Source organism: Mesorhizobium sp. M2E.F.Ca.ET.219.01.1.1, from assembly GCF_004016445.2.
Taxonomy (GTDB): Bacteria; Pseudomonadota; Alphaproteobacteria; order Rhizobiales; family Rhizobiaceae; genus Mesorhizobium.
In genome coordinates this window covers 1111586-1135513 of the sequence record NZ_SADT02000002.1, presented here as the reverse complement: position 1 = coordinate 1135513, position 23928 = coordinate 1111586, and the positions used below count along the sequence as shown (strand labels likewise).

The 23928-nt window shown below is 67.4% G+C and carries 21 protein-coding genes; 6 read left to right on the top strand and 15 right to left on the bottom strand.

What is annotated here, in order from left to right; translation table 11 throughout:
• Positions 1 to 122 precede the first annotated feature (122 nt).
• The 5 genes from ligD to EN862_RS16160 form a co-directional block, all read right to left on the bottom strand.
• A complete protein-coding gene (ligD, locus tag EN862_RS16185; RefSeq protein ID WP_127865285.1) occupies positions 123 to 2621 on the bottom strand; it encodes a DNA ligase D in 2499 nt (832 codons plus the stop codon).
• A gap of 265 nt (positions 2622 to 2886) precedes the next feature.
• On the bottom strand, positions 2887 to 3111 hold the full coding sequence (locus tag EN862_RS16175; RefSeq protein WP_127865284.1) for a hypothetical protein: 225 nt from the start codon (positions 3109 to 3111) through the stop codon (positions 2887 to 2889).
• Positions 3112 to 3206: 95 nt separating this feature from the next.
• Positions 3207 to 4436 (bottom strand): GNAT family N-acetyltransferase, encoded by a 1230-nt coding sequence (locus tag EN862_RS16170; RefSeq protein WP_127865283.1) that lies wholly within the window; start codon positions 4434 to 4436, stop codon positions 3207 to 3209.
• 9 nt (positions 4437 to 4445) lie between these two features.
• Positions 4446 to 5753 (bottom strand): hypothetical protein, encoded by a 1308-nt coding sequence (locus EN862_RS16165; RefSeq protein WP_127865282.1) that lies wholly within the window; start codon positions 5751 to 5753, stop codon positions 4446 to 4448.
• Complete coding sequence (locus EN862_RS16160; protein WP_127865281.1) at positions 5750 to 6934, bottom strand: glycosyltransferase family 4 protein; 1185 nt, start codon at positions 6932 to 6934, stop codon at positions 5750 to 5752. The genes EN862_RS16165 and EN862_RS16160 overlap by 4 nt, the downstream gene beginning before the upstream one ends.
• Positions 6935 to 7291: 357 nt before the next feature.
• Between EN862_RS16160 and EN862_RS16155 the strand changes: the two genes are divergently transcribed.
• Together EN862_RS16155 and EN862_RS16150 are read left to right on the top strand one after the other, a co-directional pair.
• Positions 7292 to 8479 carry a DUF1972 domain-containing protein gene (locus EN862_RS16155; RefSeq protein WP_245519601.1) on the top strand — a complete coding sequence of 396 codons (1188 nt, stop codon included), beginning with the start codon at positions 7292 to 7294 and terminating at the stop codon, positions 8477 to 8479.
• 10 nt (positions 8480 to 8489) lie between these two features.
• Positions 8490 to 9764, top strand: a complete 1275-nt coding sequence (locus EN862_RS16150; protein WP_127865279.1) for a cellulase family glycosylhydrolase — start codon at positions 8490 to 8492, stop codon at positions 9762 to 9764.
• A 94-nt stretch (positions 9765 to 9858) separates the two neighbouring features.
• On the opposite strand, the gene EN862_RS16145 is transcribed toward EN862_RS16150, so the two are convergent.
• Positions 9859 to 10497 carry a TetR/AcrR family transcriptional regulator gene (locus tag EN862_RS16145; protein ID WP_127865278.1) on the bottom strand — a complete coding sequence of 213 codons (639 nt, stop codon included), beginning with the start codon at positions 10495 to 10497 and terminating at the stop codon, positions 9859 to 9861.
• A gap of 171 nt (positions 10498 to 10668) precedes the next feature.
• Between EN862_RS16145 and EN862_RS16140 the strand changes: the two genes are divergently transcribed.
• A complete protein-coding gene (locus EN862_RS16140; protein ID WP_127865277.1) occupies positions 10669 to 11868 on the top strand; it encodes a TCR/Tet family MFS transporter in 1200 nt (399 codons plus the stop codon).
• A 191-nt stretch (positions 11869 to 12059) separates the two neighbouring features.
• Here EN862_RS16140 and EN862_RS16130 read toward each other — a convergent pair whose 3' ends face one another.
• Together EN862_RS16130 and EN862_RS16125 are read right to left on the bottom strand one after the other, a co-directional pair.
• Entirely contained in the window at positions 12060 to 13379 is a 1320-nt protein-coding gene (locus tag EN862_RS16130; RefSeq protein WP_127865276.1) for a VpsF family polysaccharide biosynthesis protein, read from the bottom strand.
• Position 13380: 1 nt separating this feature from the next.
• Positions 13381 to 15489, bottom strand: coding sequence for a Wzz/FepE/Etk N-terminal domain-containing protein (locus EN862_RS16125; RefSeq protein ID WP_127865275.1), 2109 nt, complete (start codon positions 15487 to 15489; stop codon positions 13381 to 13383).
• A 246-nt stretch (positions 15490 to 15735) separates the two neighbouring features.
• Between EN862_RS16125 and EN862_RS16120 the strand changes: the two genes are divergently transcribed.
• The 3 genes from EN862_RS16120 (at position 15736) to EN862_RS16110 (ending at position 19324) form a co-directional block, all read left to right on the top strand.
• Positions 15736 to 17268, top strand: coding sequence for a formyl transferase (locus EN862_RS16120; protein WP_127865274.1), 1533 nt, complete (start codon positions 15736 to 15738; stop codon positions 17266 to 17268).
• Positions 17265 to 18545 (top strand): NAD(P)/FAD-dependent oxidoreductase, encoded by a 1281-nt coding sequence (locus EN862_RS16115; RefSeq protein ID WP_127865273.1) that lies wholly within the window; start codon positions 17265 to 17267, stop codon positions 18543 to 18545. The genes EN862_RS16120 and EN862_RS16115 overlap by 4 nt, the downstream gene beginning before the upstream one ends.
• 281 nt (positions 18546 to 18826) lie before the next feature.
• The gene (locus EN862_RS16110) at positions 18827 to 19324 is read left to right on the top strand and encodes an N-acetyltransferase (RefSeq protein ID WP_127865272.1); all 498 of its coding nucleotides are present in this window, start codon (positions 18827 to 18829) and stop codon (positions 19322 to 19324) included.
• 66 nt (positions 19325 to 19390) lie between these two features.
• On the opposite strand, the gene EN862_RS16105 is transcribed toward EN862_RS16110, so the two are convergent.
• The 7 genes from EN862_RS16105 to EN862_RS16075 form a co-directional block, all read right to left on the bottom strand.
• Positions 19391 to 20143 (bottom strand): ABC transporter ATP-binding protein, encoded by a 753-nt coding sequence (locus EN862_RS16105; RefSeq protein WP_127865271.1) that lies wholly within the window; start codon positions 20141 to 20143, stop codon positions 19391 to 19393.
• The gene (locus EN862_RS16100; protein ID WP_127865270.1) at positions 20136 to 21287 is read right to left on the bottom strand and encodes a hypothetical protein; all 1152 of its coding nucleotides are present in this window, start codon (positions 21285 to 21287) and stop codon (positions 20136 to 20138) included. Before EN862_RS16100 ends, EN862_RS16105 begins: the two co-directional genes overlap by 8 nt.
• Before the next feature lie 67 nt (positions 21288 to 21354).
• Complete coding sequence (locus tag EN862_RS16095; RefSeq protein ID WP_127865269.1) at positions 21355 to 21753, bottom strand: periplasmic heavy metal sensor; 399 nt, start codon at positions 21751 to 21753, stop codon at positions 21355 to 21357.
• Entirely contained in the window at positions 21750 to 22178 is a 429-nt protein-coding gene (locus tag EN862_RS16090) for a hypothetical protein (protein ID WP_127865268.1), read from the bottom strand. Before EN862_RS16090 ends, EN862_RS16095 begins: the two co-directional genes overlap by 4 nt.
• A complete protein-coding gene (locus EN862_RS16085; RefSeq protein WP_127865267.1) occupies positions 22175 to 22771 on the bottom strand; it encodes a sigma-70 family RNA polymerase sigma factor in 597 nt (198 codons plus the stop codon). Before EN862_RS16085 ends, EN862_RS16090 begins: the two co-directional genes overlap by 4 nt.
• Positions 22772 to 22862: 91 nt before the next feature.
• Positions 22863 to 23246: a hypothetical protein gene (locus EN862_RS16080; RefSeq protein ID WP_127865266.1), complete on the bottom strand. Its 384-nt coding sequence runs from the start codon at positions 23244 to 23246 to the stop codon at positions 22863 to 22865.
• A gap of 27 nt (positions 23247 to 23273) precedes the next feature.
• Positions 23274 to 23708, bottom strand: coding sequence for an EF-hand domain-containing protein (locus EN862_RS16075; protein WP_127865265.1), 435 nt, complete (start codon positions 23706 to 23708; stop codon positions 23274 to 23276).
• Positions 23709 to 23928: the final 220 nt, after the last annotated feature.

The window sequence follows — 23928 nt, the reverse complement described above, 5'->3', positions numbered from 1 at the left end:
CTGATTCTGGTGGCTATTCTTCTGGACCGCCGCATCCTAAGGCCCATGTCACGGCATGGATTCTAGGGTCTGCGCGCGTCGCTTCGCTCCTTGCTCCGCCCTAGAATGACGACGCCGAGAGGCTACCGCTCCTTCTCCATCACCGGCAGATCCCTTGCCGCCTCGTCGATCTCCGCCCAGGGATCGCCCGACGTCTCCAGCAGTCCCGGCAGCGAGGCGTAGTTCAGGTCCTCCGGCGCGTCGATCGTCTCGAGGTCTGTCCAGCTCACCGGCGTCGAGGCCGGGAGGTTGGTGCGGGCGCGCAGCGAATAGGGCGCGGCGGAGGTGTGGCCGCGGGCGTTGCGGTGGAAGTCGATGAAGATGCGCTTCTTGCGGTTTTCCTTGCCCATGGTGGTGGTGAAGGTGTCGGGCGCGCTTGCCGCGAGCAAGGTGGAAATGGCGCTGCTCGCCTGGTGCAGTTTCTTCCAGTTCTGCTTTCTGGTCACCGGCACGGTGATGTGGATACCCTTGCCGCCGGAGGTCTTCACGAAGGGCACCAGGCCAAGGCTTTCCAGCCCGCCCTTGATGTGGACTGCCGCCTCCACCACCTCGCGCCACGAAATCCCCTCGCCCGGGTCGAGGTCGAAGACGATCTGGTCCGGCCTGTCGAGTCTTTGGCGGTGTGTGCCCCAGGTGTGGAACTCTACGACGCCGAATTGCGCCAGCGCGAGATAGCCCTTGGCGTCCTCGACCGAGAGATAGGTTTTCGTCTCGCCTTCCGAATTGACGCTCTCGAACACCGCCACCGAAGGCGGCATGCCGGTGAAGGCGTGGCGCTGGAAGAAGCAGTCCTGCGGTTTGCCGGTCGGGCAGCGCACCAGCGACACCGGGCGTCCGATGATATGCGGCAGCATGAAATCGCCGACCAATGCGTAATAGACGGCGATGTCGAGTTTTGTCGGCCCGGTCTTGCCGAACAGTCGCCGCTCCGGATTGGTCACCCAGATGGTGGCGAGGTCGGATTCGGCGATCAGCCGCTTGCGTTTCACCGGCGCCGGCGTGGTCAGCCCGCCGACATCGCGCAAGCCGCGAAAGACGCCGTGGCGGATCGCATTGTCGGCGGTGCGGTTCGAATAGCGCACGCGCGCCGACAGCAGCGGCTTCACCCAGCGCATCTCGCGCATGATCTCGCGCGGCACGCCTTCAGGCGGGCTGGCGCCGGCCGTCAGCCGCTCCAGCCTGGCAAGCAGCTCGGTCGCCATGTCGCGGTCGAAGCCGGTACCGACCTTGCCGCGATAATGAAGCTCGCCATTTTCGAACTCGGCCATGCCGAGCGCGGCCAGCCCTTCCGCCCGGTCGGAGACGGTGTAGCCGGCGATGACGAAATCATCCGTCTTTTGCGCCTTCACCTTGGTCCAGCTCTTGGTGCGGCCGCTGATATAAATGGCGTCGGCGCGCTTGGAGACGACGCCTTCGAGCCCCAGCTCCGAGGCCTGATCGTAAAGACCTTGCCCGTCCCCCTCGACATGGTCGCTGTACTGGATGGCGGCATTGGCGGCCTGGCCGGCGAGCAGCTCGGCAAGCAGCGCCTTACGCTTGATGAGCGGCGCCTTGCGCAAGTCCCAGCCATCGAGATGCAAAAGGTCGAAGGCGTAGAAATGCAGTTTCGAACCGGCGCCTTCGGCCAGCGCGTCCTGCAGCAGCGCGAAGCGCGAGATGCCCTTGTCGTCGAGCACCATGATCTCGCCGTCGATGATCGCCTGGGCGACCGGCAAGCGCGAAAAGGCCTGCGGGAGATCGCCATAGCGCTTCGTCCAGTCGATGCCGCCACGGGTGATCAGCCGCACCTCGCCATCCACCACATGCGCCATGGTGCGGTAGCCGTCGAATTTTATTTCGTGCAGCCAAAGCTCGCCGGTGCGCTCCGCTGGATTATCGCCGCCCGGCGGTTTCGGCACCTGGGTGGCGAGCTGCGGCTCGATGCGGCTCGGCGGGGCGGCCTTCACGGCGCCGGGCAGCGCGCCCGGTTTCAGCGAACCCGGCTTCGGCGGCAGGCGTTCCCGCTTCCTCGGCGGCGCCGCCAGTTCCTCGATGCGACGGCCGGACTTCACGCTCTCGGGGCGGGCTTCGAGAATGTCGAGCTTGGTGTCGGAAGCGAGGTCGCGCTCCTTGAACAGCAGCCAGTTCTTCTTGTTCTCGTCCTCGCCGGGCTTGGGCTTCAGCCTTGTCAGCATCCAGCCGCCATTGAGTTTTTGCCCGGCCAGCCGGAACTTGAAGGCGCCGCTGCGCAGGCTTTTGTCGACGTCCTCCATCGGCGCCCAGGTTCCGGCGTCCCAGACGATCATCGGCCCGCCGCCATATTCCCCCTCGGGGATAACGCCCTCGAAGTCGATATATTCGATGGGATGATCCTCGGTCTCGACGGCAAGCCGCTTGTCGGCGGGGTTGAGAGACGGCCCGCGCGGGACGGCCCAGCTCTTCAGCACGCCGCCGACTTCCAGGCGCAGGTCGTAATGATCGGCGGTGGCGTGGTGCTTGTGCACGACGAAGCGGTTGGAGCCCTTGGCGGAAAGGCTGCCGGCGGGTTCCGGGGTGCGGGAGAATTCGCGCTTGGCGCGGTAGGGTTTGAGGTTGGCGGGCATGGATCAGGCGGAGGTGATGGCAAGCTTACCTTGCCAGCGCCGCGTTCCGGCACACCCCCCTCTGTCCTGCCGGACATCTCCCCCGCAAGGGGGGAGATCGGATGTCGCCGCCGGTTTCGCCAATCGCCGACGTTGTAAGCAAAGCGCCGGCGCCCAAACTGCCAATCTCCCCCCTTGCGGGGGAGATGTCCGGCAGGACAGAGGGGGGTGCTGTCCCGCCAGCATTTCGGATTTTCCTACATCGCGGCGAAGCAAGGGACCGGGATCAATCGTCAATCGCCGGCGTCAGTTCCAGCTCGGCGGGCGTCAGCCCTTGCCGCAACTGGCTCAGCCGGAACTCGTCGACCCAATAGGCCTCGCCGTCGACCAGCACGCGGGCGCTGTAGGTGCCGCCGGAAAAGCGCTGCGCGGTGACATAGACCTTGTGGCGCTCGAGCGCGGTCTTCACTGCGGCGCGGCGGGACTTTTCTCTGGCGACGGGACTGGCCATGGCTTCACTCGAACACGCTGCCGCTGAAGATGCGGCTGGCCATAAGCATGGCGGAGAGCGGAATATGAGTCAATTTGCCTGGCGCGGCCCGTCGTTCACCGCCCCGCCCGCAGCCGCCGCCAGCGCTGCATGAATTCCTGCGCGAGCTTGAACAGGCGCGGGTTGTCGCGCACGAAGGCGACGCCCTGGCCGCGGTACCTGATGGCTTCGCTCGCCGCCACGCCCTTCAGCGTGATGCCGTAGCAAAGCTCGGACAGAACCGACTTCACCGCGCCCATATGCTCCTTGTAGCTCTGGTTGCCGACCGACAGGTCGAAATAGTCGAAGCCCTGCCCGCGGCCCCAGCGGATCAGCTCGCCCATGATGCACAGGCCGGGCGAAACGTTGGGCACCGCGCCCTGGTCAATCGCGACCAGCAGCGCATGCAGGGTCCCCTGATGGACCGCCAGGTACTGGACCGCGACCATGACGTCGCCGGCGCGCAGGCCGAAGATGCGCACCGAACCGTCGGCCAGGCCGCGCTGAGCCGCCTTGCGGTAGAAATCGACGACCTGGGGCTGCGCCAGGAGATCGAACCGGCCCAGCTCGCGAAAACGGCTGAGCCGCATTTCGACCAGCTTGCCGAAGATGGAGTCCACCAAAGCCGGCGTATCGGCTTCCACCAGCGCCAGGCCGCCATTGCGGTCCAGCCGGCGCAGGTCCTTGTTGAGGGCCTTGACGAAGGATGGACGGCAGATGCGCTTGACGACTGTCTCGGCGTCGCCATCCATGGCGATGCCGTAGTGGGAATGGATGGAATCGCGTGCCGGCGAAAGCAGCGCCAGGGGATTGGCGACGCCGCCGATCGCTTTCGGGATACCGGTGATGTGGATGCGGTCCGCCGGCGGCAGCACGGAAAGCACCGCCGCCCACGCGGCCTCGGCGGACTGGCTGGTCCAGGGCGCCGCATCGGCGAGCAAGGGTGCCGCATAGTCGCAGACCCCGCAGCTCAGCCACTCGATCACCCAATGGCCGAACGCGCGGCGCCGCATCAGCGGCACAAGCATGACCGGTTCGCCCGACGCGGCGTCCCGCAATTCGACGATGGCAAGTCCGGCTTTCGGGGGCATGAGCCGTTCGACGATCCCCTCGGCCCAGGCGAAATGCTGGTGGCCGGTGCACAGGCCGGTCGTCTCGAGGCGCAGCCAGAGCGGTTTGACGGCTTCGAGGCTGGTGTGCAGCCGCGCCGCGTAGGCGCCGCTGGCGGCGCCGGCGGGATGCAGCGCCGTCTCGTCGTCGGCCAAGCCGGTCGTCATCGCGGCCATCGGCATTGCCTGGCTTGCCACATCATTCTCCTATCGTCTCTGCACGGCGAGCGTCGCCGCGCGGCGCCACGCGCCGACCATGGTGGGGCGCTGCTCGTTGGGGTGCTTGAGGTTCCACATGCGGTTGGCCGCGAAATACCATGAGGCCACCAGCACGAAGGTCTCGGAAACCGCAGCACCCGCCAGCGACCATGTCGGCGGCGCTGCCGCCAGCAGGATCCCGATCGTCGCCAGCCCGACAATCGCGCCGGCCAGGGTGATGAAGGCGACGATGCGGAAGTCGCCGACGATCTCGAGGATCACGCGGGGCATCACATAGGCCATGATCGGCACATAGTTGGCGATGGCGAAGAGCCCGATCAGCCCGACCGAGGCATGCTGCAGGGCCTGGGATTTGATCATCGGCAGGATGAACAGGATGCCGCCGCCATAGACGAGGCTGCCGACCCCCATGATGACGGCCCAGACCTTGGCCTGCATCCACACGCGCTCGAACTCGCCGTTGCGCACCAGCTTCGCGAGTTCCGGCTGCGTCATGTTGGAGAAGGCAAGGCTGACGATGCGCAGCGGCGCGAACAGCACCAGCACCGCCGCCAGCGGCGCGTAGGCGGCCGGTCCGGCGATGCCGGCGACCAGCAGCGCCAGGCATTGCCCCTGGATGTTGGTGGTGGTGGCGCTGAACCCCGACCAGGAGAGCTGCCGCCACAGCTTTGCGTAGCGCCGCCAGGTCGGCGCGCGGAAGGAGACGCGCAGCCTGCGGCGCGCAAGCTTCACGAGCACGGCGATGCCGACCACATTGGCTGCGGCAAGCGCGAAGAAGGTGGCCTGAAGCGCGTTCGCGAAGAACCAGATCGCCGCTCCCGCCAGCACTATGCCCGCGATCGTGAACATGGCGTCGCTGATGGAGACGATGAGCTGCATGCGACGCGCGAAAAATGCCGTTCGCATGTGGCTGCGCAGCGACCAGGCGCCGACGAAGCAGGCGGCGCCGATGCCGCTCGGGTCGCCAAGCAGGCGCATCAGCAGCCCCGTGCCAAGTCCCATCAGCAGCGCCACCACAAGAGCCGCCGATCCGAAGGTCACGTCATAAGCGTCCACGCCGATCCTGTTGGTGCTCTTGCTCATCCATACCGTAGCCGGAACGGCGGTGAGCGAACGGATATAGGACAGGCCGACGCCGCCCATCACCATGGCCAGCGCGAAGAGGCCGTAGCCTTCCGCCGACAAAAGATGCAGCAGCGCGATGTTGAGGGCGAAATGGAAACCGCTCTGCATCGCCTCGCCGCCGATCATCAGCATGAGGCGCCGCACCAAGTGGGCCGGGAACGCGAACTTCACGGGCTCGTCTCCGCCTCGCGGGCGACACGCGCCCGCCCCCGCCGCGGCGTGGTGGCCTTCAGCTTGTCGGCCACGATCGCCACGATCGCGGCGGCGGCGATATGTTCGCTGAAGAGCGCCTCGTAGCGCGCCCGGCCGGCGGCGGCGAAGCCGCGCCAGAGCTCCGGCCGCTGGATGATCTCGCTGAGCTTGCCGGCAAGGGCCCTGGCATCGCCCGGCGGCACATGCCAGCCGGTCTCGCCGTCGGCCACCACTTCCACCAGCCCGCCGATCGCCGACACCAGCGGCGGCCTGCCCCAGCCCATCGCCTCGATGGCGACGCGGCCGAGCGATTCCGGGCGGCGCGACGGCACCGCCACGATGTCGGCCCAGCGATAGTGGTCTGTGGGGTCGGAGACGAAGGGCAGCACCTCGACATGCCTGGTCAGCCCCATGCGCCCGACCAGCTCGGCGAGCGCCTGCTCGCGCTCGACGCTTTCGAAGGCGCCGCCGACGAGCCGGACCTCGACGCGATCGCGCAACCCGGCGGGAAGCGAGGCGACCGCTTCGAGCAGCACCTCCTGCCCCTTGATGCGGTTGACGCGGCCAAGCAGCAGGATTTTCAGCGGGCGGCTGCCGTCATAGGTCACCGGCAGGGCGGCCAGCGGCCCGGCGACGCCGTTATAGACGACATGCGTGCGCCGTCCCCCGGCATCGACGGCCGGCGGATCGCCGAAAGTGGCGCTCGTGGCGCGTGAGTTGAAGATCAGGTCCGCACGGCTCCAGCGCATCAGGGCGACAAGCACCTTGCGCAATATGCCCTCGGGGATCTCGTGGATATGCAGCAGCGCCTTGCGCGGCAAAAGCCGCGCGGCAAGCGCATAATCGGCGATGATCGAGGTGTTGATATAGGTCAGGTCGCTGCCCCGCATGCGGCGCCAGGCGCGCCAGAGCGCCGCCGGCAGCCGCGCCATCTCGACGGTGGCGAGCCTGAGCATGGCCTGGCGCCTGAGCACCCAGAGCGGCTCGAACACGATGCGGCTGGCATGCGGCGCGAGGATATCGACGATCGGCCCTTGGCGCGGCAGCACGACCTCGATCTCGGCGGCCGGAAACGCGGCGCGCAGCGCAGCCACGCTCTCCGCGAAGCTGCGGTCCGAACCATAGAGCTCGTAGCCCTGATGAACACAGGCTATGCGCATTTCTATCTTTCCACCTTGCACCCCCGAGTCCGCTCAGCACCGGACCCTTCAAGCGCGGAAGGAACTTCATGCCAAATCCGCACGCCGCTCTACGCAGCGGTGGCCACTGCCGGCCTCGGGAGCAAGGATCGTGCCGGGTATCGAACGCCCGACTGCGACCTCCAAAACCCAACCGTGCCCCGTATCGATACAGATACGTCGCGAAAGTTGACCGATAATGAAGCAAGTCCCGCGTTCTGAAGAGAAATTTTACACCTTCATGCGAGTGTTCGTCCCGGGGGTACCCCTGGCACGGAAGTTGCTGGGCGGTCATTGACATAACGACAACCATGACCGGACCCGGGGAATCCTTTTATTTTGAAACCGGAACGACCTTCCACCCCGATCGAAAAGCCTTCGATCCTGATCCTGGGCACGCGCGGCATTCCGGCTTCGCATGGCGGTTTCGAGACTTTCGCCGAGCGGCTGGCGCTTTTCCTGGCCGGACGCGGCTGGAAGGTCGGCGTCTATTGCCAGAAGGAAGTCGAGCGCGTCGGCCAAAGGGTGACGAGCGGCACCTGGCGCGGCATCGAGCTCATCACCATCGAGGTCGCCTCCAGGGGTCCGCGCGCGACGTTGGAATTCGACTGGCAATGCGTGCTCGACGCCGCGCGGCGGCCGGGCGTGTGCCTGGTGCTCGGCTATAACGGCGCGGTGTTCCTGACCTGGCTCAGGCTCATGCGGCGCAAGATCATCACCAATATGGACGGCATCGAGTGGCGGCGGCCGAAATGGGGGCTGGCGGCGCGCGCCTGGTTCTGGCTCAACGAATGGATCGGCGCCTGGCTCTCGCACCGTCTGGTCGCAGACCACCCGGCGATCGCCGATCACCTGGCGACAAGGCGGCCGCGCAGCGCCATCGCCACCATTGCCTATGGCGCCGACCCGGTGACCTCGGCGCCGGAGGAACCCGTTCGCGCGCTCGGGCTGGAGCCCGGCAAATATCTGGTCTCGATCGCGCGCATCGAGCCGGACAACAACATCCTGCCGATCATCGAAGCCTTCCGTCGCCGCGATCGCGGCGACATCAAGCTGGTGGTGCTGGGCACGCTCAACGACGACATCCCTTATCACCGCGCGGTGCGCGAGGCGGCAGGCACCACGGTGATCATGCCCGGCGCGATCTACGACCAGGCGACGGTGAAGGCGCTGCGCTACCATGCGCGCGCCTATATGCACGGCCACACGGTGGGCGGCACCAACCCCTCGCTGGTCGAGGCGCTGGCCGCCGGCAACATGGTGATCGCGCATGACAACCGCTACAACCGCTGGGTCGCCGGCGATGCGGCGATCTATTTCAACGACACCGACGACCTGAGCGCACGGATCGACGAGGCGCTGGCCGACGACGCGCTGGTGGCGCGCTGCAGCAAGGCGGCGCGGGCACGCGCCCGCGAGGCCTTCCGCTGGGAAGACGTGCTCGCCGCCTATGAGAAGGAAGCGCTGCGGCAGCTCGGCGCCGCCACGGCCGCGCCGGCGCAAGCCGACCGCGCCAAGCACGCATGACCGGGCACGCATGACCGGCTGGTCTCGCCGCCGGATCCTTGGGGCGGCGCTGGCCGCGGCGACGGCGCCGCTGGCGGCAATGGCTCCGCCATCGATCGCACCGGCGAAAGCCGAGACCGGCGAATGGCCTTTCAGGCGCGGCGTCAACGCCTGGCCGTGGTTTGCCCTGACGCGCGAATTTCCAGCACCGCGCACCGACTATGACTGGCCGCCTTTCCAGTCGCAGCGGCCCGTGCCGACGCCGGCCGACCTTGCCCGGCTGCGCGCCAGCGGCCTCGACTTCATCCGCCTGCCTGTCGATCCGGGACCGTTCTTGGCCGCCGATGCGGGCCGGCGCGCCGACCTCATGGCGATGCTCAGCGCGGCGGTCGAAGCGGCTCTGGCCGCCGATCTCGGCGTCATCGTCAACGTGCAGGCCAATGGCGCAACCCATTACTGGAATCCCGACCGTATGGTTTCCAGCACCGACGCTCCGGAATTCGCCCGCTACCGCGCCTTCGTCGCCGATGTGGCCGGCATGCTCAAAGACATGGCGCCCGGCAGGGTCGCGCTGGAACCCGTGAACGAGCCGCCGCAGGACTGTTCCTCCGAGGCGTGGCCCAGGGTGCAGGCGGCGCTGCTCAACGCCGCGCGGGGCTCGGCGAAAGACCTGCCGATCGTCGTCACCGGCGGCTGCGGCTCGATGGTGCGGGGCCTCACCGCGCTCGACCCGGCGCCGCTGGCGGAATTCGAGCCGATCCTGTTCACCTTCCACTTCTACGAGCCCTATCTGTTCAGCCATCAGGGAGCGCCATGGATGCGCGAGCCGGTCTATCGCGCGCTGAACAACGTGCCCTGGCCAGCCTCGGCCGGCACGTTGGAACAGACGCTGGCCTCGGTCAGGGCAAGGATGGCTAAGGATACGGAGAGGTCCGACGAAGCCAAGAAGGCCGCCTATGCCGAGACCGAGAAGGTGCTCAAAGTCTATTTCGACGCGCAGCCCGACCGCGGCTTCGTCGACGGCTATCTCGCGCAAGTGAGCGACTGGGCGGACGGCCACGGCATCGCGCCCGGGCGCATCGTCATGGGCGAGTTCGGCGCGCTGCGCACCGACGCCCGCTACACCGCCGCGCCCAATCCCGACCGCGCCCGCTACATCACCGATGTGCGGCAGAGCGCCGAAGCCGCCGGCTTTCCCTGGGCGTTCTGGGACCTGTTCGACGGCATGGGAATGATGGACGACACGACCCGCGCGCTCGACCCGGCAATGGTGGAGGCGCTCGGACTGACGATGCCGCCAAACTGATTTGTTGAATCATCAAACCACGCTAAGGCTTTGGTTTGATGCGAGCGCCGGCGGGCGGGAAGCCGGTGCATTCTTGCGAAATCGAGCCAGCGGCTCACAAATAAGGCGTGCCGGCCATCGCGGCCTTCAGGCCCGTCGCCCCCTTGTCGACGAGCGTCAGGAAAGCATTGTCCGCTTCCTTCCTGCTGCGCGTCTCACGAAAAGTGCGATGCGCTTCGAGGAAGGCGACCGTCCATGCCGCCAGCAGCAGGCTTGCCGCAAGACGGGCGTCGGGATCGGCGGCATCGCGCCCAACCGCTTCGGCCAGCGCCGCGGCGACCAGGTCGGCCAGGTCGTCGCGGATCGCCCGCGCCCGCGCCTTCAGGGTTTCGCTGCCGGCGACCGTCGGAACCAGGCGCTCGCTTCTGGCTGAAAACTCGACGACGGGACTTTTCTCCGCCACCAAACGGTGCGCGAGCCGGCAGAGCGCCTCCAGCGGCGCGACGCCGGCTGGGCGGTGCCGCACCGCTTCACGCAGCATCTCACGCCCCTCCTCGTCGCGGTCGAAGAACATGTCTTCCTTGCGCGGGAAGTGGTTGAAGACCGTCATGCGCCCGACATCGGCGGCCTCGGCGATCTCGTCCACCGTCACGTGATCGAAGCCGCGCTCCATGAACAGGCGCGTGGCGGTGTCGGAGATGGCCTTGCGGGTGGCGAGGCGCTTGCGGGAACGGCGGTCTGATGGTTCGGGCATGGCTTCTCCTAGCATGATTTCTGTACTCAGTACATATTCGTATTGACTCCGCGTCGCCAGCGCGCGATATATGTACTCAGTCCATATTAAAACTCAGTACATATATGGTTTGACGCCCGGCGCGATGCGATCCGCCCCGGCGAACAGACCTTTGCTCCCGGAGCTCACCCCATGAACAAACCTCTCATCGTCATCTTTGCCGCCATCTGCCTCGACGCCGTCGGCATCGGCCTGGTCTTCCCGATCCTGCCGCGCCTGCTCGAGGAGGTGACGCACAGCCCCGACATCGTCGCCTATATCGGCGTCATGACGGCGCTCTACGCGGCCATGCAATTCCTCTTCGCGCCGGTGCTCGGCGCCCTGAGCGACAATCTGGGCCGCCGTCCGGTGCTGCTGATTTCGCTGGCGAGCGCCGCGATCAACTACCTCATCATGGCCTTCGCGCCGCAGCTCTGGATGCTGTTGATCGGCCGCGCCATCGCAGGGCTCACCAGCGCCAACATTTCCGTGGCGACGGCCTACATCACCGACATCACGCCGCAGGATAAGCGCGCCGGCCGCTTCGGCCTGTTCAGCGCCATGTTCGGCATCGGCTTCATCATCGGTCCGGTGCTGGGCGGCGTGCTTGGCGACCACTGGATCCGGCTGCCCTTCATCGCCGCCGCCCTGCTCAACGCCGCGAACTTGCTCCTGGCCGTCTTCGTCCTGCCGGAGTCGCGCCCGCCGGCCCGCGGGAAGATCGACCTCGCCGCGCTCAATCCGCTGAAGCCGCTCGGCTGGGTGTTTTCGATGAAAGGGCTGCTTCCCATCGTCCTCGTCTATTTCATCCTCTCCGGCGCCGGCGAGGCCTACGGCACCTGCTGGGCGCTCTGGGGCTTCGACACATTCGGGTGGAACGGTCTCTGGATCGGGCTTTCGCTCGGTGCGTTCGGACTTTGCCAGACGCTGGCACAGGCCTTCCTGCCCGGCCCGGCTGCCCGGCTGCTCGGCGAGCGCAAGGCCTTCGTCGCCGGCATCGCCTGCGCATGTGTCGCGCTCGCCGTCATGGCTTTCGCCAGCCAGGGCTGGATGGTGTTCGCCATCATGCCGGTCTTCGCGCTCTCCGGCATCGGCACGCCGGCCTTCCAGGCGCTGGCGACACGGCAGGTCGACGCGGCGCGCCAGGGCCAGCTGCAGGGCGTGCTGGCCTCGGCGGTGAGCCTCGCCACCATCGTCGCGCCGCTTGCGTTCTCGACCCTGTACTTCGCCACGCGAAGAGAATGGCCCGGCGCCACTTGGCTGTCGGTGATCGCGATCAACCTGGTCGCGGTGCCGCTGGTGTTGCTTGGGACGCGGAGGCGTGAGGCGAGCGGGGTGGCTGTGGGTGCGTAACTAGATTCGCCGAGTTCCTTCGCGCCCCCCTCTGTCCTGCCGGACATCTCCCCCACTTGGGGGGAGATTGGCAGCTTCCGCGAACGCGCCTCGCTTGCAACGTCGGTGGTTGGCGAAAGCCAGCGTGACGGCTGATCTCCCCACCTGTGGGGGAGATGTCCGGCAGGACAGAGGGGGGCGCCGTAGAGCGGCTACGCCTGCGTCCTTTGACGCGCAATGGGCCCAACCGGCCTGTACAGCGCCAGGGCAATCACCACGAATTTGGTCATCAGCGTTGTCTTGGACGCAAGGCTTTCCGAGGTGTTGATGATGAGAAGCCAACCCAGCATCGGCAGCCAGATGCCGGGATGGCAGCGGCGGGCAACCTCGTGCATGAACAGCGCGACGCCGAAGAACATCAAAAGCGTGAAGAAGGCGCCCTGATAGAGCGTCATGCGGATGATCGGGTTCTCGATGCCCTGTTCGAGGCCGCTGATACGGCGGGTGCTCTCCAAAAGGTCGATGTCGGGGCCGACGATGATGTCGCGCAGCTCCAGCCGGCTGAACAGGTCGAACATCTGGACGCGCGCGTTGGCGCTGCCATTGTCGGAGACGAAGCGCTCGAGCAGCGCGTCGAAGAAGCCGTAGTAACCGGCGAGCATGATCGCCAACGGCAGCAGCGCGGCAAGCATGATCACGAGCGCCGCGGCCAGAAGGTTCACTCGCCCGGTCCTGAGCTGGGCGACGCCGCGGGTCAGCATATAGACGCTGCCGAGCAGGACCGTCAGCACCATCGCCGAGCGGCCGCCGAAGGCAACCAGCGCGCAGAACTGGAGGCCGACCAACGCCAGCCGCAGCGGCGTCGACAGGGAACGCGCGCCGGACAGCAGCGACAGCACATAGATCAAGGTGACCGTGGCATTGGACAGAGGGTGCCCCTGCAGCGCCGTCGAGCGCGGGTCGTTGACGAACACCGCGCCGTCGAACCTGTAGGGGAATACCAGATGCTTGGCGCCGAACTCGAACAGCGCAAGCAGCGCGTTCGCCGTCATCACGGCATGGATGACGAGTTGCAGCCGGGCAAAAGTCTTTTCGTCATCCTCGCTCAGCACCAGGACGAACAGCGCCGGCGCCACGAAGGTGTCGATCATGCCGGCCATGCCGGGACGTTGCCTGACGATGACGACGAGGAGAAGCACCACCGCGATCACCGCCAAAAGCGCGGTGGCCGGACGCCGGTTGGTGACATTGACGACATAGCCGACGGGATTGCCGAAGGTGCAGGACCGCCAGGCAAACACCAGGACCACCAGATAGGTGGAGGGATGGATCTTGGTCAGGGCGCTGCCTTGCAGGCCCTCGTAATTGTAGCCGAGCAGCCAAAGCATGCCGCCGGATACGGCAAACAGGAGAAGCACCGCCACGGTGATGCCAAGCCGGGTCAGCGTGTCGACAGGGACAGCGCGCCGGCCGGCCATGCCGTAGACCGGAGCCGGGACAGGCCGGGCGGAACCAGCCAGGACCGAGGCCATGTCAGGCGGCCTCGTCGACCAGCATGGCGCCGGTCGGCAGGCGCCCCATGACGGAGACCGCTTCCGAGGTCGAGGCGACATCGCGCATCGGCGTCGCGTTCAGCCTGGCGACGAGCAGGATCTCGTCGGCCATGGCGACCAGCGGCAGGACGTTGAGGTCGTCGGCCAGGGCGCCACCGTCGACGACGACGAGCTCGAAGCTGCGATTGGCCTCGGCCAGCATGCGGTGGGCGAAATAAAGCGCCTGCGCTTCCTGGAACACCGCCGCCGGCCGGCCCCGGCCGATGAGCGCGACGGAACTGCCGGGCGCATAGCGGCTGACCGCGTCGAGCGGATATTCGCCGCGCAGCACGTCGAGCACGCCGGGCTGCGGGTCCTTCTGGCCCTTGCCGGCATTGATGTCGATGAACAGCACGCGTCGTCCCCGGGCCGCCGCCGCGTTGGCGAGCTGCCACGCGACCCTCGAGCGCTGCGCCTTGTCCTCGGGCGGCGACGCCACGAGTATCGAGGGCACCAGCGGCCAGTCGGGCGGACGCCTTGTGGTGGCGGCGATGCGCTGCAGCGCCAGTCCGGCCACGGCGTCGGTCTTTTGCGCCACGCCGCCCGCACGGCCGAAGCGGCGGCGTCCCCTGCCCGGCAGCACGCCCAGCACCGGCGCCTCGATGGCCGACTGCATCTGGTTGGCGGAAAGCACGGTCGGCGAAAGATATTCGGCGATCAGCGCCATGCCGATGCCCAGCGCCAGCCCTCCGAAGACGGCGCCGAACACAAGCAGCCCCTTCGGCGGCCAGCTCTTCTTCAGCGCCGGCATGGCCTGCGAGATGATGCGGGCGTTGGTGCTGTCGACATTGGTCTGCTCGCGCGTTTCCTGGGCGCGCTGCAGGTAGTTGGCATAGACGGTGCGCACGGCGTCGAGGTCGCGCTGCAATTCGCGCAGGCGCACCGAAGCCTGGTCGGTATCGAGCGATTTCGACTTGAGCGCCTGCACCTTGGCCTGCAGCGCCTGCTGGTTGGCCAGGGACCGCTCATAGTCGGTCTCCGCGGCGGTAACGATGCGGCCGAGCTCGCGCTGGATCAGCGCGCGCAGGTCGCGCAGCTGCTGCTGGGCGGCGATCATCGAGGGGTGGCGCGGTCCGAGCCCGGTGCCGAGCTGGGCGATCTGGTCGACCAGCGCCGCTTCCTGCGCCCTGAGGCTCGAAATTGTCGAGGAGCGCGTGGCTTCCGAGGTCGCGTCCGGCGCGCCTCCCTGCCTGCGCAACTGATCGACCTGCGCCTTCAGCTGCTGGGTCCGCGCCTGCGCGGCGGTCAGCTCGGCATTGAGCCCGGTCAGTTCCTGGTCGCTCACCAGATTGCCCTGGGCCATCACCATGTTGTGCTGCGAGCGGTAGGCCTCGACGGCGTTCTCCGCCTGCTCGACGCGCTTGCGCTGTTCGTCGAGCCGCGCGGTGATCGCCTCGGAGGCTTTGGCCGCCTTGTCCCTGCGAGCGTCGGCCTGGTCGGCAAGGTAGGCGGTGGCGATGGCGTTGGCGAGGTCCGACGCCTTCTGCGCGCTCTTGGCGGTGATGATGATGTTGAGCACCAGAACCTTGTCGTCGCGCTTCACCGCGAGCACGCGACGCAGCGAATCCAGCGTGGTCGCCGTCCTGTCGCTGTCACTGTCGCCGAAGAGCATGCCCAGCCAGCGGCCGAGAACGCCCTGCCCGTTGAAATCCGGATCCTCGGTGAGGTTGGTCGCCTTGATCGCGCGCAGCAGGACGCCGTTCGACTGCGCGACGCTGACCTGGCTCTCGACCTGGGTGATGCCGCCGTCGGGCGAGATGCGGCTCGGATTGACGTCGTTGGTGACGACCTGGAGGTCCTCGGGATCGACGATGATCTGCGCCGTCGAGGAGTAGAGCGCCGGGGTCAGCATGGTGTAGACGAGCGTCAATGCGGTGAGGAGCGCGGTGACGGCAAGGATCAGGAAGCGGCGCCGCAGCAGGATGCGGCCGAGATCACCAAGCTCGACCGTGGCAGCCGCTGGCGCCAATGCGGGCGCGTAATAGGCTGGCGCCGGCGCAACCGCCTCCGAAGCGTTCTGCTGAGGCACCATGAGCAGGGGTGGTTGCAAAGGTCGCTCCGACAACGCTCCATCGGCCGGCAAGACGAGAAATGCGGCGTTGGCCTAGCTATTCCCGGCAACGATTAAAACACTGTTAATTATGTTCATAAATTGAGGCTGTCCTGGCACGAAGTTTGCACCAACACAGTAGAAATTAGGTGCAGCTGAAATTGGAGACATCGTGCGCATGCGGCGGGAACTAGACCCGGCGGGCCTGCCTGCCAGTTCCGGAGGCGAGTCGCCCGGGGACTGTCCATGCGCCTGAGCCTGCGCCTCAACGGCGATCGCGTGCGCGCTTTCCATGTCGCGCTGGCCGAACGGCTGTCGCTGCTGCCCGGCGTCGAGCTTTGCGTCGACGCTCGCCCGGCGGCGGGCGGTGTGCCGCGCGCGGCAGAGGCGCTGTTCCAGCTTGAAACGCTCGTCCACCGCCTGCCCGCCAATGGGACGGCCAGGCGTGTGCCAATTTCGGCCCTTGCCGGCCATGCGAGGGCGTCCCAGCCAGCCGACCTCACCATCGACCTTGTCGGCGATGTCGAGCCGCAAGGCGGACAGGTCTGGCGGCTCGCCTATGACGGCGTCTGCGGCGAGGAAGCGCTGCTGGCGCTCATCCTTGCCGGCCGCACGCCGCTCGCCCGCCTGGAGCAGAACGGCGTGACCTTCGCCGAAGGGCGGCTCGGCACCGAATATCACGGCGTCGCGCTGGCGTCCTTCCAGGACATGCTGGCGCGCACGGCCAGCCTGATCGTGGCGGCGGTGGCCGGCGCCGCGCGCTCGCACCTGCCTGTGCTGCCCGAACCGCCATCCGGCGCGTCGCCACCGCCCATGCCATCGGCCACGAAGCTCGGCGTGCGGGCCGCCAAGGCGACAGTGCGGCGCATCGTCCAGCAGATCTATCATCTGTGCTACAATGCCCCGCACTGGCGGGTCGGCTGGCGCGAGACCCAAGGCAAGGACCTTTACGATCTGCGCGCCCATCCGCAATCGGGCTGGCGGGACTTGCCCGACGACGGCAGCCGCTTCTACGCCGATCCGTTCCCGGTGCTTTACGGCGGCCAGGTGACGCTGTTCGTCGAGGATTATATCCATAGCGCCGGCAAGGCGATCCTGTCGGCGGTGGCTTTCGGGCCGAACGGACCGGCAGGCACCCCTAAGCCGGTGCTGGAACTGCCCTACCACCTCTCCTACCCCTTCGTGTTCGAGCGCGACGGCCAGATGTGGATGGTGCCGGAAAGCGGCGCCAACCGCAGCGTCGACCTCTACCGCGCCACCGCCTTCCCGGGCGGCTGGGTGAAGGAGGCGACGCTGGTCTCCGACGTCGTCGCCAGCGACGCCACGCTTGTCGAGCATGGCGGACGCTGGTGGATGTTCGCCACGGTGCGTGACGGCGGCGGCGCCTTCTCGGATCAGCTGCATCTGTGGTCGGCGACGGATTTCCGCGGGCCGTGGACGTCGCATCCGAAGAACCCGCTGCTGATCGACATCGCCTCGGCGCGGCCGGCGGGCCGCATGGTGAGCCGCGGCGGCCAGCTTCTGCGTCCGGTGCAGGACTGCCGCAGGAGCTATGGCGCCGCGCTTGGCATCGCACGCGTCACACAGCTCGACGATAACGGCTTCGAACAGGTCGTCGAGACGATCCTCAACCCGGGCGCCGGCTGGGCCGGCCGCAAGCTGCATACGCTCAACGAAGCGGGCGGACTGGAATTCATAGATGGTTCGGCAATGGCACCGCGCTGGAAGCAGACCCAGCGGCGGAAGAGCATGCCCACGGGCCGTGGAGACAAGCAATGAGCACCACCGAGAATCGCGAAACGCCCGCAGCCCCGCCCGGCCGGACCGAGGTGGAAGTGGCGATCGTCGGCGCCGGGCTGGCCGGAACCGTTCTGGCGACAACGCTCGCCAAAGCAGGCCGCAAGGTGGCGCTGATCGATCCGCATCGTGTCCACCATGACGAATTCCGGGCCGAGAAAACCCGCGCGGAACAGATGGGGCTGTTCGAAAAGCTCGGCCTGGGCTCGGCCTTCAGGTCGATCTCCACGCCGATGACCGATCTCCATGTCTTCCGCTTCGGCCAGTTGTTCGAGCGCAAGCAGACCTTCGAATACGCCTTTTCCTACGCGCCGCTGGTCAACGGCATGCGAGCGGCGCTGCCTCCGGAAGTGCCGCTGACGGTGGGCAAGGTCGCCGAGGTGTCGACCGGACCGGACCGGCAGCGCCTGATGCTCACCGACGGCTCGGTCATCGATGCCCGGCTGCTGGTGGTGGCCACCGGCTACAGCGAGGCGGTGCGGCGCGCCATCGGCGTCGAGCGCATCGAGGAATCGAAGGCGCATTCGCTGACGATGGGCTTCGATCTGGCGATCAGCCCGCAGGAATTCGGCCTGCAATCCCTCACCTTCTACGGAAGGCGGATCGCCGATCGCATTGCCTTTCTTACCATCTTCCGGATCGGCGAGCGGCTGCGGGCCAACATGTTCGTCTACCGGACCGTCGCCGATCCGTGGGTGCGGGCGTTCCGCGAGAACCCGCAACAGATGCTGCTGGACCTGATGCCGGAGATTGCCCAGCGATGCGGCAACTTCGCCGTCGCCAGCGAGGTCGAGGTGCGGCAGGTCAGCCTGACGACGACACAGGGCCATCGCCGCGATGGTGTCGTCTTCATCGGCGATGCGTTCGCCACGACCTGTCCGGCGCAGGGCGACGGCATCCACCGGGTGCTCACCGATGTCGACTGCCTCGCCACGACGCATATCCCTGCCTGGCTCGAAACGCCCGGCATGGCGGCTGATAAGATCACCGCTTTCTACGACGATCCGGTCAAGGTCGCCGCCGATGAAAGAGCCATGCGCGCCAGCATCTATGCCAGGCGCATCACCACCGAGACGGGACTGGAATGGCGCCTGCGCCGCCTGCGCAACAACACCGCGCGGCGCCTGATGATCTTCGCCCGCCGGTTCCGGGAGGCGGGAAATCCGAGCGGCGCCGCACTTGGCGTAACAGGAGCTGCTTTCGACCACACCGACAAGGCGGCGCAGGAATTACACGCCGGGCCGCGCCTGGGAGCATGACCGTAAGCTTACGAATCCGTAAGTCGCGCGTCGCGGCGAAGCCCGTTTAGTTTCACGATTGAGCAGTGTCTCCTGCTCGGCGGGACAGCGTCGCTTTTGGCCCGCTGCCGCCCCTATCGGTTCGGCAGCGGGCTACCGGGTATGCAGGATCGTTTCAGCCGCCCATGATATCCGCTTGAACGCCCCGAAAGAGCACCGACAGGATCCGCGCCTTCCGCGCACGGGGATTGGCCCCGCACCGCGCTTCGCCCTATCTTCGGATCGAAACAAGGACAACGACCATGACCAGCATCCGGGCGATGACGAGGAACGATCTTGCCGACGTGTCGCGGCTACTCGGCCAATCCTGGCGGCGGACCTACGCGCCGATCATGGGCGACGAGACCGTGGCCCGGCTCTCCGACCAGAGGCATGCGCCGGACGCGCTCGCGCAAGAACTGGAGGACGAGGACAAGATGTCCTTCGTCGCCGAGCGCGCCGACGGCTCGATCGCCGGCTATGCGATGGCGGCGATGGATGGGAAGGGCGACGTCACGCTGGAGCGGCTGCATATCGAGCCGCAGGCGTTCGGCAGCGGCCTCGCGGTCGACCTTCTACATGCCGTGCTTGCCGCCCATGCCGGCATCCCCTCGATCGCGCTGGAGGTGATCGAAGGCAACGACCGCGCGATCGCCTTCTACCGCAAGCACGGCTTCGAGGTGGTCGAACGCCGCGAAGCAGCGCATGGCGTCGGCGGCCACGCCTCGCTGATCATGCGCCGCATGCTGCCGAGGGCTTAGAGCTTTGTTTTTGGCCAGAATTCCAGGGCGGAAAACCCCTCACACTTTTCCTGGAATTGCTCTTGATCAGGCAGCGGCGTGCATGCGCAGCGCTTGCATGACGCTTGCCTCGAACGCGCCTGGCGCCCCGCCTGCCTCTGCCAGTTGCGCCGCATCCCAGCTCCGGCTCAGGCTGCCATCGGCCATTAGCACCGCGCGATTGCAAAGCGCCGGCACGGCCTCCACCACCTGGGTCGAGACGATCACGGCGTGACGGCCGCTCGCGCAGAGCGCGGTGATCGCGCGTTTCACCTCCCAGGCGGCGACCGGATCGAGGCCGTTCAGCGTCTCGTCGAAAATCAGCAGCGGCGGCCAGCCGAGAAGTGCCGCGAAGATCGCGACCTTGGCTCGCGTGCCGAGCGAATATTCGGCGATCGGACGGTCCATCCAGCGGCCGAGTTCGAGCCGCTCCAGGAGGTCGCCGCCCGGCAGATCGGCACTTGGCAGGTCGTTTGGCGCGCAGCCGCGGATCGAGGCAACGAGCTCGATATATTGGCGTCCCGAAAGCGGCGCCGGCAACTCATGCGGCTCGATGGCGAGGCCGAAGCGGGCCTTGGCACGCTCCGGCGCGGCGGCGAGGTCAACGCCGTCGACCGTCACGCTGCCGCTGAGCAACGGGATCTGGCCGGTGATCGCCCTGATGAGCGTCGACTTGCCCGAACCGTTGGCGCCGAGCAGGCCGAGTATGTCGCCCCGGCGGAGCGAAAGATCAATGCCGCGTACCACAGCGCGCCCGCGATAGCCGGCGCTGAGCCCGCTGACGGCCAGGACTTCATCCATTACGATACCTCTGTCGGGTTCGGTGCCACAGGAAGAACACCAGCGCCGCCAGGCCGATCAGCACGGTGCGGCCATATTCGAGCGTTTCATAGCCGGCATAGGCGAGCGCGCTGGCGAAGCTCAGCATGGCGACGAAGGGCGCGTTCAGGAAATAGGCGCCGAACACCGCATAGGCGCCGTTCAGCACCAGCAGCCAGAGCCCACCTGCCACCGGCACGGCCCATGCCGACGGCTCGGCCGCGAGCGCCGCGCCGGCCGGCAGCAGGAAGAAGGCGAGCGACAATTGCAGCGGCAGTTGCACCAGCCGCAGCCAAACGCGGGTGAAGCCGATGGGCGCCGTGCGCAGCACCGGCGAGCCGACCGGCTGGCAGCGCAGGCTGAGCATGAAGACGAGAATGCCGCCCGCCAGGCCCGCGACCGCCGCCGGCCCGGCCGTGCCGCCGGCAAGGCTTGCCCATGCGCCAAGGATGGCCGCGACCGCAAGCATGAGGCTGGCGGCGGCCAGCTTCCATGACGGCCGCAAATGGCCACCCGGCAGTTTCCAGGCCCAGCTCGAAAGCCAGCGCGGACGCGCTCGGTCGAGACGGCCGAGCCACGGCCTCCCGACCGGCGCCGCCTCGCCTGCCGCCTCATCCAGGAGAAGGCGTGGCCGCCGCAAGCGCCAGAGGGCGGCCGTGCCGAAGCCCAGGGCAAACAGGACCGCCGCGCCCACGCCCCAGGCCGCCGGCAACGGCTTTCCAATGACGGCGCAGGCGAAGCCGACCAAAACGGCAACCAGGACGCCCAGCGGTGCGAAGATCGCCAGCGTCGCCCTGCCGGCCATGCGGCGGCGCTGTCCGGGCGCAAGCGGCAGCGCCTTGAGGAAGGGCGCGAAAGCCCGTTCAAGGCAGAGCCTGGCGACCGCGTTGCCTGTGAGTGCCCCGAGCACGGCCAGGGTGAGCGGCAGGCCAAGAGTCCACAGCAGCTCGTCATCCCGCAATTTCGGCGCCGCGGCATGGAGGGCGAGCACGATATCGGCGATCGCATAGGCCAGCAGCGCGCCGCCGCCGAGCCCGATCCAGGCGAGATCGCGGCGCCGCATCGCCCGCAGGCCGAGGACCAGCTCGCGCCAAAGCAATATCAGGAAAAGCCCGTCGTGCCGCATTGGTTCGTCATCATGGTTCCGACACGGGAATAGGTCACGGCAATTGTGCCGCGAGTGGGGCGATGGCTCACCCGTTCGGCTTCGCGTTGACGTTCTTCATGGCGGCAAGCAGGTAGTCCTGCACCGTTGCCTGAAGGTTGGTCGTGGCGGCACGCACCGCCGCCATCGACTGCCTGACCGCCGCCTCGTCGAAAGGCTGTGCCTTCTCGGCCGCAGCCAGGTCGGCGCGCGCCGCGCGCAGCTGCCGCAGCGCCTCGAACGTGCGGGCGCGGTTGTCGCGCATGACCGCGCGGAACTCCTTGCGCACCTCCGGCGAGTAGGCGCCCGCGACCTCCGCCAGCAGCCCGCGCGCGGCGACCGCCTGGCGCAGGCCATGCGCGGCATAGCCGATGAAGAAGAAGTTCAGCGCCAGCGAAAGGGCAAGCACAACCAGCACCGCAGCCCAGATCCATGAACGACCGGTCATAGCGCGTCCCCCTCGCCCGCATCGCCCGCGATCGCCTGTCCGCCGTCATCGGGAAGCCTGGCGCCCGCGGCGAGCGCCAGAAGCTCGGAATCCTGCGACTGGTCCTGAAGGCGCGCCACCTGGTAACCGGCGATTGTCGCGGCAATGAGGAGAGCGGCGGCGCTGGCGGCGAAGCCCGTCGGCGCAATGAGAAAGCGCGGCAGCAGCGAAGGATGCGGCGCGCCGCGATCGATACGCGCCATCACTTTGCGCGCCAGGGCGCGATCGTCGCCCTCGACCAGCGCGGCCTGCCGCACGAGCCTGTCGAGCGCGTCGTCGCTTTCACGTGCCATGAACGCGCGGGCCGGCTCTCTCAAGGGCGGCGGCCAGGCATCGATGTCGTCGCCGAAGCGGCGCCGGTTCTTGTCGAATTCCTCGCGTGTCATGAGGACTTCCTTTCGCGGCTCCCGGCCGCATCTGCCAAATGATCCCTGAGCGCACGGCGCCCGCGCACGAGCAACTGTTCGACCGAGCCCGCGCTGGCGCCCATCACCTCGGCGATCGCACCGATGTCAAGCTCGCCCACCGCCCTCAGAAGCAGCGCCATCCGCTGGCGCTCCGGCAGGCGCGACAGGCCATCGCGCACGATCGCCAGCTCCTGCCTCGCCGCCGTCGCGGTCTCGGCATTCGCTTCCGGCGCGGCCGGCTCCTCCGCGATGTCGTCCAGGCCGAAGAAATTGCGCAGCGCGCGGCGCCGGCGCTGGTCGATGCAGCGGTTGGCGGTGATCCGGTAGAGCCATGTCGAGGCGCGCGCCCTGCCGGGATCGAAGCGCGCGGCCTGTTTCCAGACGGTCACGAACACCTCCTGCACCACGTCCTCGGCATCGGCCGCATGGCCGAGATAGCGTGCGGCGAATGTCCGCAGCCCACGGCCGTGGCGGGCCATGAGCGCGGACAAAGCCGCCTGGCTGCCTCCGGCGATGCGGGCCAGAAGCTCCTCGTCGCCATCGGCGCCTTCATCCCGCACGGCGGCGGGCACCGATCGGCGAGCCTCCGGCGACGAGGGAGAAATCCGCGACGATCCGGCTCGGGAGAAAAGCGAATTCCGACGTCAAGTCCACCACCAGATGTCAGCGGCGCCAACGGCGAAAGCCGTGAACCGTGTTGCCGTTCGGGCCCGTGAAGCTGCCGACGGAACGGCCGCGAAACGGTCCGGCCGCGCTGTAACGCTCGCCGGAGAATGTCTTCCCGTTCGGCCCGGTGCCAGAGTAGCTTCTAGAGCAGCGGTCAACAACGCCTGCCGTGCATGTGGAGCCGGACGTATAGGTGCCGCCGTTCGGCCCGGTCCGCGTGGTCGAGCCGGTATAGACGTCGCCGTCCTTGCCGACGCTGCGGCTCAGTTCGCCGCCATGCACGGTCTTGCGCGTCCATTCCTCGGCCGAGGCCGGGGAAGCGGCCGACCAGACGACCATCGCGCCGAGGCAAAGCAGCGGAAGTTTGAATCTTGAAAGCATGTCATTTCCTTTCTGGAAGGCAGTTGGTCAGTTGGCGTGAGCAGCCACGATCTTGCGGATGGCCGCGATCTCGTCGGCGGAGAGCCTGCCGTCGCCATTGCGGTCGGCGAGATCGAAGAGCGGCGTGCCTGCCTGGAACTCGTTCTCGGTGACCTTGCCGTCGCCGTTCCTGTCCATGCGCCGCCAGCGAGTGCCGAGGCGGGCCTCGGTTGCCTGGGCGCGGTCCTCGATGGCCTGGCGGGCGGTTTCGATCTCCTTCTCGTCAATGGCGCCGTCGCCATTGCGGTCGAGCCTCTTGAAGAGACGTTCGCGGGCGGCGAGCATCTCGTCCTTCGAGATCGCGCCGTCGCCATTGGTGTCGAGGCGCTGCAGGATGCGCTGGCCGGGCATGTCCTGCGCCACGGCGGCGCAGACCGGAGCGAGCCCGAGAAGCAGGCCCGCAAGGATTGCTGAGCGTTTCATGGTTGGTCCTTTCGACTGTCACGTCGCGGGGGGCGACTGTCGGCCAATACGCAGCCCGGCCCGTGCTCCTACGCGCCGCCCACGAATTTTTCGGGGTAGCGACCCTCGCGACGGCGCCAATAGCGCCGCGAAAAAATCCTGCCGCCGGGCGTAGGAGCGGCCGAACTCCCGCGTAGGAGACGCTGCAAGGACGGTCCGCGGCGGGTCGTCGATTTCAGCG